At 69.9% G+C, this 5,291-nt stretch carries 4 protein-coding genes; 3 read left to right on the top strand and 1 reads right to left on the bottom strand.

All coding sequences use genetic code 11. The annotated features are described in order from the left end of the window. Positions 1-174: 174 nt before the first annotated feature. The gene (gene rpsT, locus F8A92_RS18060; RefSeq protein WP_153506571.1) at positions 175-444 is read right to left on the bottom strand and encodes a 30S ribosomal protein S20; all 270 of its coding nucleotides are present in this window, start codon (positions 442-444) and stop codon (positions 175-177) included. Between the two features lie 232 nt (positions 445-676). On the opposite strand from rpsT, the gene F8A92_RS18055 reads away from it, so the two are divergent. The 3 genes from F8A92_RS18055 to F8A92_RS18045 all read left to right on the top strand — a co-directional run bounded on the left by F8A92_RS18055 (position 677) and on the right by F8A92_RS18045 (position 5,277). Next, complete coding sequence (locus F8A92_RS18055; RefSeq protein WP_153506570.1) at positions 677-2,770, top strand: prolyl oligopeptidase family serine peptidase; 2,094 nt, start codon at positions 677-679, stop codon at positions 2,768-2,770. 67 nt (positions 2,771-2,837) lie between these two features. Continuing rightward, entirely contained in the window at positions 2,838-4,670 is a 1,833-nt protein-coding gene (lepA, locus tag F8A92_RS18050) for a translation elongation factor 4 (RefSeq protein WP_153506569.1), read from the top strand. A gap of 55 nt (positions 4,671-4,725) precedes the next feature. Continuing rightward, positions 4,726-5,277: an NUDIX hydrolase gene (locus F8A92_RS18045; RefSeq protein ID WP_194291584.1), complete on the top strand. Its 552-nt coding sequence runs from the start codon at positions 4,726-4,728 to the stop codon at positions 5,275-5,277. Positions 5,278-5,291: the final 14 nt, after the last annotated feature.

Raw genomic sequence — 5,291 nt, 5'->3', positions numbered from 1 at the left:
GCGACCAAATCGCTGATACGTACCCACCTGCAACGTCCTCCTGATCAAAGGCGTTGCAACGACCCCTAGAACCCAAGGCCGAATAGCGTCGCTGGCTGCCCCGCAGAAGGCGTTCACGGACAGCAAGAAGCCGCGCGTCCGGGGACGCGCGGCTGCTCGTGAAAGCGGGTGCGGCTACTCGCTGCCGAGGGTGGCCAGCGTCTTGGCCATGCCCGACTTGCGGTTGGCGGCCTGCTTGCGGTGGATGACACCCTTGCTGGCGGCCTTGTCGAGCTGGCGCGACGCGTGCGCGAGAGCGGTGCTCGCCTTGTCGGCGTCGCCCTCGGCGGCCGCCTCGCGGAAGCGACGCACGGAGGTCTTGAGGGCCGACTTGACGGCCAGGTTGCGCTGCCGTGCGGTCTCGTTGGTCTTGACGCGCTTGATCTGGGACTTGATGTTCGCCACGAAGTGCCTCGGTTCGGTATTGACGGTGCGGTAGTCGTACGACGACTGCGGTGCGTGATCTGTGGATCTGCCGAAGCGGGGCGTCGGCGGTGCGACAGATCTCGGCGCACACGAAGGTACAGAATACCAAGCAGACCGGGGTCAGCACAACGACAGCGGCGCACGCCACATTGTGCTGGTCGACCGACCCGGCGACCGCCCGCGGCGCGCGCGGACCTGGTACATCTGAACCATGCACTACCCACAGGCGCATCGCGGCGACACCACGAGCGAGGTCCAGGGCCGGCTCGTCGCCGATCCGTACCGCTGGCTCGAGGAGCCGGCCTCCGCGCAGACGCGCGACTGGATAAGCGCGCAGAACGAGCTCAGTGCCGCGTACCTGCGCGACCTGCCCGAGCGTGCCTGGTTCGAGCGCCGGCTGTCGGCGCTGATGAGCCGCCCGCGGTCGGGGACGCCGTACCGCAAAGGCGGCCGGTACTTCGTGAGCCGCAACGACGGGACGCAGGCACAGGACGTCTGGTGCTGGGCGCCCACGCTCGAGAAGCTCGAGGCCGGCGGCCGGGTCCTCGTCGATCCCAACCGGCTGGACGAGTCGGGGAACAGGTACGTCACGCGGACCGGGGTCTCCGAGAATGCCCGCTACTTCGCCTACGCGCTCAGCGAAGGCGGCAGCGACTGGCAGACCATCCGAGTGCGCGACATCGACGAGAAGCGCGACCTCGACGACGAGCTGACGCAGAGCAAGTTCGGCGCCCCGACCTGGCTGCCCGACAACGCCTCGCTGGTCTACCTGCACTACCCCTCGGACCGGGTCACCGACGGCACCGACTGCGGCCGACAGCCCGGCGGCGTGCTCAAGGTGCACCGGCTGGGCACCCCGCAGGCGGACGACGAGGTCGTCTTCGACAGCGAGGGGGACTGCCGGATCCTGGCGCTCCCGGAGGTGTCGTGGGACGGCCGCTGGCTGATCGTGGAGATCCACGACGGCACGAGCGCCAACAACCGGCTGTGGGCCTATCCCTTGCGGACGGGGGAGCGGACTGTCGTCGGCGAGCCGGTGCGGATGTTCGACGAGGCCGACGCGCGCTACGACTCGGTCCGGGTCATCGACGACACCATGCTGGTGCGCACCGACCGCGACGCCCCGCGCTACCGGCTCGTGCGGGTGCCGATCGCCGCGGGCGTGACGACGATGGAGACGGTGATCGGAGAGCACGACGGCATCCTGGAGTCGGTCACCTCCGCCGGCGGCGCGCTCGTGACGGTGCACCTCGAGGACGCCATGCCGGTGCTGCACCGGTACGCGCTGGACGGTCGCAGCTCCTCGGCGATCCCGATGGCCGGCGCCGCCGTCGTCGCCCTGAACGGGCGCAGCGAGGACACCGAGCTGTTCGTCGGCATGACCTCGGCCATCACCCCGCTGAAGTCCTTCCGGGTGGACCTCGAGTCCTTCGACATCGTCAAGCTGCGCACCGCCGTGCGCGCGGTCCCCGGCCGCAAGCAGCCGCTGTGGCAGCCGCCGAAGGTCAAGGCGCGCCGCGAGACCACCCGGTCGGCGGACGGGACGGCGGTGTCCTACAGCATCCTGTACCGCGACGACCTCGACCTGTCGACGCCGCGGCCGACGATCCTGTACGGGTACGGCGGGTTCAACGTCCCGATGCTGGCCGAGTTCCGTCCCGGCTGGCCGGCCTGGCTCGAGGCCGGCGGCCTGGTGGTGCTGGCCAACCTCCGCGGCGGCGGCGAGTACGGCGCCGCGTGGCACGTCGCCGGTTGCCAGGCGCACAAGCAGAACGTCTTCGACGACTTCATCGCGGTGGCCGAGGACCTCGTCGCGCGCCGGGTGACGACGTCCGCGCAGCTGGCGCTGCACGGGCGCAGCAACGGTGGGCTGCTCGTCGGCGCGGTGATGACGCAGCGCCCCGACCTCGCCGCGGTCGCGCTCCCGATGGTCGGCGTGCTGGACATGCTGCGCTTCCACCTTTTCACCGTGGGCGACAGCTGGACCAGCGACTACGGCTCGCCGGAGGATCCCGCGATGGCCCCGGTCCTGCTGTCCTACTCCCCGCTGCACAACGTGCGCGAGGGAACGCACTACCCGGCGACGCTCGTGCTCACCGGCGACCACGACGACCGGGTGGTCCCGGCGCACAGCTACAAGTTCACCGCGGCGCTGCAGCACGCCCAGGGCGGTCCCGAGCCGGTCCTGGCGCGCATCGAGACGCACACGGGGCACGGCGCGGGGAAGCCGCGAGCCATGGTGGCCGCCGAGTGGGCGGACCTGCTGGCGTTCGCCGCGCACCACACGGGGCTGCGCCCGCAGTAGCCCGGGCCGCGGCCGGGCGCGGGATGCGGCAGAATGGGATGACCCCGTCCGCCGCTGAAGGAACTTCGTGACCGCCGATTACACCGATCCCGCGCTGATCCGCAACTTCTGCATCATCGCGCACATCGACCACGGCAAGTCGACGCTTGCCGACCGCATGCTCGAGGTGACCGGCGTGATCGAGCAGCGCCAGATGCGCGCGCAGTACCTCGATCGGATGGACATCGAGCGCGAGCGCGGCATCACCATCAAGGCGCAGAACGTCCGGCTGCCGTGGCCCGGCGCCGACCGGCGCGGCTACACGCTGCACATGATCGACACGCCCGGTCACGTGGACTTCACGTACGAGGTCTCGCGCTCGCTCGCCGCCTGCGAAGGCGCCGTGCTGCTGGTCGACGCCGCCCAGGGCATCGAGGCGCAGACGCTCGCCAACCTGTACCTCGCGATGGAGAACGACCTCACCATCATCCCGGTGCTGAACAAGATCGACCTGCCCGCCGCGCAGCCCGAACGGTATGCCGCCGAGATCGCCGGCATCATCGGCTGCGACCCCGACTCGATCCTGCGGGTGTCCGGCAAGACCGGTGTGGGCGTGCCCGAGCTGCTCGATCGCATCGTCGAGGAGATCCCGGCACCCGTCGGCGATCCCGACGCGCCGGCCCGCGCGATGATCTTCGACTCGGTGTACGACATCTACCGCGGCGTCATCACCTACGTCCGCGTCGTCGACGGCCGGATCTCCGCGCGCGAGCGGATCAAGATGATGTCCACCGGCGCCACCCACGAGCTGCTCGAGCTGGGCGTCATCTCGCCGGAGCCCACCCCGGTCAAGACCCTCGGCGTCGGCGAGGTCGGCTACCTGATCACCGGCGTGAAGGACGTGCGGCAGTCGCGCGTCGGCGACACCGTGACGCTGAGCGCCAAGCCCGCCACCGAGGCGATCGGCGGGTACCGCGACCCGAAGCCCATGGTGTACTCGGGCCTCTACCCGATCGACGGCTCGGACTACCCGCTGCTGCGCGACGCGCTGGACAAGCTCCGGCTCAACGACGCGGCGCTGACCTACGAGCCCGAGACGTCCACCGCCCTCGGCTTCGGCTTCCGCTGCGGGTTCCTCGGGCTGCTGCACCTGGAGATCGTCCGCGAGCGGCTCGAGCGCGAGTTCAACCTCTCGCTCATCTCCACCGCGCCCAACGTCATCTACGACGTGACGCTCGACGACGGCAGCGAGATGGTCGTGACCAACCCCAGCGACTGGCCGGTCGGGAAGGTCGCGGAGATCCGCGAGCCGATGGTCAAGTGCACGATCATCGCGCCGACCGACTACACCGGCGCCATCATGGAGCTGTGCCAGGCGCGGCGGGGGCAGATGCAGGGCATGGACTACCTCTCCGAGACCCGCGTGGAGCTGCGCTACCTGCTGCCGCTCGGCGAGATCATCTTCGACTTCTTCGACGCGCTGAAGTCGCGCACCCGCGGCTACGCGTCGCTGGACTACGAGGAGGCCGGCGACCAGGTGGCCGACCTGGTCAAGGTCGACATCCTGCTGCAGGGCGAGCAGGTCGACGCCTTCTCGGCCATCGTGCACAAGGACAAGGCGTACTCGTACGGCGTCATGATGACCGGCAAGCTGCGCGAGCTCATCCCGCGCCAGCAGTACGAGGTGCCGATCCAGGCGGCCGTCGGCTCGCGGGTGATCGCGCGCGAGACGATCCGCGCGATCCGCAAGGACGTGCTCGCCAAGTGCTACGGCGGTGACATCAGCCGCAAGCGCAAGCTGCTGGAGAAGCAGAAGGAAGGCAAGAAGCGGATGAAGATGGTCGGCCGCGTCGAGGTGCCGCAGGAGGCCTTCATCGCCGCGCTGTCCACCGACGAGCCCGCAGCCGCGAAGTCCAAGTAGCGCTGTGCAAGCGATCCACTGCGCCTGGCAGCACTGCCCGTACTGCGCTGCGCCGTTGAGCGCGGCCCCGCCGACCCGCTGCGCGGGCTGCGGGCGGGAGCTGTACGTCAACGCCAGCCCCGCGGTGGGCACCGTCCTCGTCCGCGACGGCTCCTTCCTGGCGATCAAGCGTGCCCGCGAGCCGTGGCGCGGCTACTGGGACATCCCCGGCGGGTTCTGCGACTCGGGGGAGCACCCCGAGGAGGCGGCCGTGCGGGAGATCCGGGAGGAGACCGGGATCGACGTCCAGATCGTCGGCCTCGCCGGGATCTACCTCGACGTCTACCCGTTCCAGGGCGACGTCATCTCCATCCTCAACCTCTACTACGCGGCCACCGCGCCGGAGGATGCCGAACCGCGGCTCGTGGACGCCGAGGCCTCGGAGGTCGCCTGGTTGCCGATCTCCGACCACCCGCCGCTCGCGTTCGAGCACGAGGAGCAGGCGCTCGCCGACGCCGTCCGGCTGCTCTCCCGTTCTGCGGGGCAGCCAGACACGCTATCGGGCGGCGGATTCACGCGGTCGTCGCAACGCCTGTTGTTTTTGGCGGCGTTGAGAGTACCTCGTTGAGGACTTCGGCTGGT

This window comes from Cumulibacter manganitolerans (assembly GCF_009602465.1).
GTDB classification, from domain to species: Bacteria; Actinomycetota; Actinomycetes; order Mycobacteriales; family Antricoccaceae; genus Cumulibacter; species Cumulibacter manganitolerans.
The sequence above is the reverse complement of the archived record's forward strand: the minus strand, read 5'-3'. Positions and strand labels throughout refer to the sequence as shown.